Consider the following 5934-nt stretch of genomic DNA (forward strand, 5'->3'; position numbering starts at 1 on the left):
GACCCCGAAGAGGGACAGCCCATAGAAGAGGTGTTCACATCTTCAGAGATAGAGGTGTTGGCCCACCTGAATAAAAAGTTTCAGGGAAAAACGGCGAAATCCCAAAACAACAACGATCCCAAAAAGACAAAAGGGGTCACGTGGGTCATTGGGAGGTTGGGTAAATGGAAGGGCTACAATTCTCAGGGACCTCCAGGTGTAATTTGCTTAAAAAACGGATTGGATCGGTTCACCAACATCATGGAAGGGGTAGGGCTTGCAAAAGATATGTATACAGGGTAGCTGCCGGCAGGCAGGCTCAAACGTACAACGTATAGCTTATTTTCCCGCCGCTTTCGCGTGATCCGCTAAGAATTGAGCCAATCCGCTATCAGTAAGAGGATGTTTCATTAAAGCCGACATTGCAGATAGGGGGCCGGTTATTACATCTGCGCCAATCTTCGCACAGTTAATTATGTGCATCGGATGACGAACAGAGGCCGCCAGAATTTGTGTCTCAAAACCGTAGTTATCATATATCAAACGGATATCTTCGATAAGAGTCAGGCCATCAGTAGATACATCGTCTAAGCGTCCGATAAACGGAGAAACATAAGTTGCACCAACTTTCGCAGCAAGCAATGCCTGGCCCGATGAAAACACTAAAGTACAATTAGTCTTTATTCCTTTTGAACTGAAATATTTTATAGCCTTGATGCCTTCGGCAATCATGGGAACTTTGACTACAATTTTAGAATCAAGGGCCGCTAATATTTCGCCTTCCTTTACCATATTGTCAAAATCAGTAGCAATAACCTCAGCACTCACATCACCTTCAACCAGGTCACAGATAGCTTTATAATGTTTAATGACATTTTCATGTCCTGTAATGCCTTCCTTGGCCATTAGGCTAGGGTTGGTGGTTACACCATCAAGTATACCTAAAGCTTGTGCTTCTTTGATTTGAGCCAGGTTGGCTGTGTCTATGAAAAACTTCATAAGTTCAATTTGTCAATTTGTTAATTTGTCGATTTGTCAATTGGCAACTGAGTTCAATCGCCACTAATATTTTATTATGAATAATCTGATTTCAATGCTAAGTATTTTTAGCCAGCTGGTTTTTTGTGGTGGCTATTATTTTCGTTATTATTTTTTGAATGATTTTTAATTCCTCTAATAATTGGGGGATGATCGAATCTTTTAAAACTTCATTGGTTAGTAATAACCAGTATTCGGCCTCATCTGCCTCCTTCGCCGCTATCTTAAATTTATGAATGAAGTCAGCTTTACTCTCGGCATTCTGGGCTTCCCTGGTATTTGCACCTATTGACATTCCTGAGCGCAGTAACTGGTTCGCCAATACAAATTGTTTGTTTTCTTGCAAGATTGGCGAGAGCTTTAATATTTGTACAGCAAAAAGAAATGTCTTTTCAACTATAATATTGTCATGAAGGGGAATCTTTGATGCCATTGACAAATTGACAAATCGGCTAATCGACAAATTGAAGAAAAAAATGGGCAAGCACCTTTTATCGCACCGCTACAACCTTCTACCCTTGCTGCGTTCCCACCCTGGGGGAGTTCAAAGGGAGCTGGTCGTAAAAGACTTGCCCGCGACAAAAGTAGGAAAAATTTGGAATTATAGCTCTCAGGGCACAAAATGAAGTGTGAAATACTATTTTAACAATGAAATGGTTATAAAATTATTATTTTGATAATTTACAATGTAAATAATGCTAGTTTTTGATTGAATGGTAAAAATTTTTGAAAATTAAGTAATCACTCCCGTTTTTATTAATTTAGACGGATTTATTAACTCTAGATTTTTGATGACAAATACTGATAGCCAGCAGCAAGGATTATATAGTGCGGATTACGAGCATGATGCTTGTGGAGTTGGTTTTATTGCAAATATTAAGGGCCGGAAGTCGCACCAGATCGTAAGTGATGCCCTTACTATTTTAGAAAACATGGAGCACCGTGGAGCATGCGGGTGTGATCCGGATTCTGGTGATGGAGCGGGAATTTTAATGCAGCTTCCACATGACTTTTTCCAAAAGGAAGCCTTGAAGCTAAATATCACCCTCGACAAACCAGGGAGTTATGGTGTAGGAATGCTTTTCTTGCCGAAGAAGGCCACTATTAAGGAGGCTTGCCGTATTGCAATTGCAAAAAGTGCTGAAAAACTGGGACTTGCTATCCTGGGATATAGAATAGTTCCTATTAATAAAGGTATTGTCGGAGACGCGTCATTCTCTTCCGAGCCCGATATAGAGCAAATATTTATCGAGAGGCCTGCTTCTCTTCATACACCTGAAGACTTCGAACGGAAACTGTATGTGTTAAAAAACCTGATCACTAAAACAGTTCGCGAGACTGTTAGAGGAGCAGAGGAGCAGTTTTATGTATGTTCACTTTCCCAAAACGTAATTATATACAAAGGAGAGTTCACCAGCAGTCAGATTAGGATTTATTTTCCGGACCTGACGAATAGCGAAGTGAGATCCGCATTCGGTATGATCCATTCAAGGTTTTCTACTAATACCTTTCCATCATGGAGATTAGCGCAACCCTTCAGGTTTATTGCTCACAATGGTGAGATTAATACTCTTAAAGGGAATCTGAACTGGTTTTATTCGGGTGTCAGGTCATTCGCCTCTCCGTTCTTCAGCAAGGATGAAATGGATATGCTGCTCCCGGTTATCGATAACAATCAATCTGATTCTGCCTGCCTTGACAACGTAGTTGAGCTTTTATTCCATTGCGGAAGGTCATTACCTCATGTGATGATGATGCTGATCCCTGAAGCGTGGGATGGAAATGAGCAGATGGACCCGATAACAAAGTCATTTTATGAATATCACGCTACCCTGATCGAACCATGGGACGGTCCTGCAGCGATCGCGTTTACTGACGGCCATAGAATTGGTGCAACGCTTGATCGCAACGGCCTTCGCCCTCAGCGTTTCGTTATAACTAACGACGATCAGATCATTGTAGCTTCTGAAGCCGGCGTTTTACCTGTAGATGAAGCGAAGGTAATCAAGAAAGGCCGTTTACAGCCTGGCAAGATGCTGGTTGTGGATACAATTAAAGGTACTATCATCGAAGACGATGAAATTAAGAAACAGGTAACTAACCGCCAGCCCTATGCGCAATGGCTTGAAAATTATAAGATCAGACTTGAGGATCTCGCTGAGCCAAGAGTAGCTTTTACTCAAATGTCCAACGAGTCGACATTTAAATACCAGCAGGTATTTGGTTATTCACGTGAGGATATAGATACCCTGATCAAACCCATGGCTTTGCTTGGAAAAGAAGCAATTGGTTCTATGGGAACAGATACTCCGCTGGCTGTATTTTCGGACCGCCCTCAGCATCTGTCAAATTACTTTAAGCAGCTTTTTGCCCAGGTAACAAATCCGCCAATAGATCCGATCCGCGAACGCCTTGTAATGAGCCTAGCAGGATTTATGGGTAATAATGGAAATATCCTTGATGAGGATAAGATGCACTGCCATTGTGTTGCACTGCCCCATCCGGTACTAAGCAATACAGAACTTGAGAAGATCAGAAGTATTGATACCGGGTCTTTTCAGGCTAAAACATTACAAACTTATTTTAAAGCTGACGGCCAGGCAGGTTCCCTTCAGCGAGGACTCGACCGCCTTTGTCGTTATGCAGAGGACGCTGTGCACGATGGATTCGAGGTTCTGATATTATCTGACAGGGCTCTCGATTCTGAACATGCACCTATTCCTTCTTTGCTTGCAGTTTCTGCAGTTCATCATCACCTTATTAAAAAGGGCTTACGTGGTGCTGTAGGTATAATGCTGGAGGCAGGAGATGTTTGGGAAGTACATCATTTTGCCTGTCTTATAGCGTTCGGTGCTACTGCTATTAATCCTTATTTAGCGCTCGCAACTATAAGAAAACTTAAAACTGATGAGAAGCTGGATACCACATTAGACCTGAAATCACTTTATAAGAATTATACAAAATCTGTAAATGATGGATTGTTAAAGATCTTCTCAAAAATGGGAATTTCTACTCTTCAGTCTTATCACGGTGCTCAGATTTTTGAAATTGTTGGCCTTAATAGAGAAGTTGTTGACCATTATTTTACCGGAACGGTATCGCGTATAGGTGGGCTGGGACTTGATGATATTGCACAGGAAGCTTTACACAAACATTTCACCGGGTTTAGAAGGACCGGTATTGAAGCACGGCTCCTTTCCGCCGGCGGTGTTTATCAGTGGAAACGGAGGGGCGAAGCACACTTGTTTAACCCGGATACGGTGCATTTGCTCCAGCATTCAACCCGCACAAATAACTTTGATGTGTACAAAAAATATGCATCACATATCAATAAACAAACTGACAGCCTTTATACAATTAGAGGCCTTCTTGACTTCTCTCATCATCGCCAGCCAGTACCGCTGGATGAAGTTGAACCTGTTGAAGCAATTTTAAAAAGATTTGCCACAGGTGCAATGTCTTTTGGTTCGATTTCGCATGAAGCGCATAGTACTCTCGCAATAGCGATGAACAGCATTGGAGCTAAAAGCAATACCGGTGAAGGCGGTGAGGACGAATTGAGATATGAAGTTATGCCTGATGGCGGATCTATGCGTTCTGCAATTAAACAGATCGCGTCTGCCAGGTTTGGAGTAACAGCAAATTACCTGGCTAATGCCGATGAGCTTCAGATTAAGATGGCGCAGGGGGCAAAACCGGGAGAGGGTGGACAACTGCCCGGTGATAAAGTTGATGATTGGATCGCAAAAGTTCGCCACGCAACACCTGGAGTGGGATTGATCTCGCCGCCGCCGCATCACGATATTTATTCTATCGAAGACCTGGCACAACTGATCTTTGATTTAAAGAATGCTAATCGCGCTGCAAGGATCAGTGTAAAGCTAGTGTCCAAAGCAGGTGTTGGTACAATCGCTGCTGGTGTGGCAAAAGCGCATGCTGATGTGATACTGGTTTCTGGCTATGATGGCGGAACAGGTGCTTCACCGTTAACTTCTATTGTGCATGCTGGCTTACCATGGGAACTTGGTCTGGCTGAAGCGCAGCAAACATTGGTTAAAAACAAGCTTAGAAGCAGGGTTGTCCTGCAAACCGACGGACAGTTAAAGACTGGGAAGGATATCGCCATTGCAACGCTTCTTGGAGCCGAAGAATGGGGAGTTGCCACTGCGGCATTGGTAGCAGGCGGTTGTATCATGATGCGTAAATGTCATCTGAATACCTGTCCTGTTGGGGTCGCCACTCAGGATCCCGATTTAAGGAAACTATTCACCGGTAAACCGGAGCATATTGTTAACCTCTTTAAATTTATCGCAGAAGAATTACGTGAGATAATGGCTGAGCTTGGCTTTCGGACAATCAATGATATGGTTGGTAAAGTCCAGTTCCTTAAAATGCGTGATGATGTAGATCACTGGAAGATCAAAAATATTGACCTTTCAGGTATTCTGCATTTTATGGATAACCCGTCGGGAATGACTTTACACAATAGCGAGAAACAAGATCATGCACTTGATAATGTGATCGACTGGAAATTGCTTGAAAAAGCAAAAGATGCTATTGAGAGTAAAACCCCTGTGTTTTCTTCGTTCGATATTAAAAACACTGACCGTACAACGGGTACTATCCTGTCAAATGAGATAACTAAAAAGTATTTCTCTGCAGGATTGCCGCACAACACCATCAATTATAAATTTACAGGATCGGCAGGACAAAGCTTCGGGGCTTTCTGTACTAAAGGTATTTCCTTTGAGCTGGAGGGAGAAGCTAATGATTACGTAGGGAAGGGGCTTTCGGGGGCACAGTTAGTAATCTATCCATCCGCAAAAAATACAACAACCCCTCAGGAGAACATTATCATTGGAAACGTCGCTCTGTATGGGGCAACTTCAGGTGAACTCTTTGTTAGAGGTCAGGCGG

3 protein-coding genes, 1 other RNA gene and 1 pseudogene are annotated in these 5934 nt (G+C 42.7%); 2 read left to right on the top strand and 3 right to left on the bottom strand.

Annotated features, from left to right (window positions below; translation table 11 throughout):
- A pseudogene (locus tag WKF69_RS04395) lies at positions 1-282 on the top strand (hypothetical protein); the annotation flags it as partial.
- Between the two features lie 36 nt (positions 283-318).
- On the opposite strand, the gene fsa reads toward WKF69_RS04395, so the two are convergent.
- The 3 genes from fsa to ffs form a co-directional block, all read right to left on the bottom strand.
- Complete coding sequence (fsa, locus tag WKF69_RS04400; RefSeq protein WP_340379805.1) at positions 319-978, bottom strand: fructose-6-phosphate aldolase; 660 nt, start codon at positions 976-978, stop codon at positions 319-321.
- 97 nt (positions 979-1075) lie between these two features.
- On the bottom strand, positions 1076-1450 hold the full coding sequence (locus WKF69_RS04405; protein ID WP_340379807.1) for a four helix bundle protein: 375 nt from the start codon (positions 1448-1450) through the stop codon (positions 1076-1078).
- A gap of 42 nt (positions 1451-1492) precedes the next feature.
- Positions 1493-1592: signal recognition particle sRNA small type (gene ffs, locus WKF69_RS04410), an RNA gene on the bottom strand.
- A 216-nt stretch (positions 1593-1808) separates the two neighbouring features.
- Here ffs and gltB point away from each other — a divergent pair.
- Positions 1809-5934, top strand: a 4126-nt coding sequence (gltB, locus tag WKF69_RS04415) for a glutamate synthase large subunit (protein WP_340379809.1), incomplete at its 3' end; no start/stop codon positions are given.

This window comes from Daejeonella sp. (assembly GCF_037719425.1).
Lineage (GTDB): Bacteria > Bacteroidota > Bacteroidia > Sphingobacteriales > Sphingobacteriaceae > Daejeonella.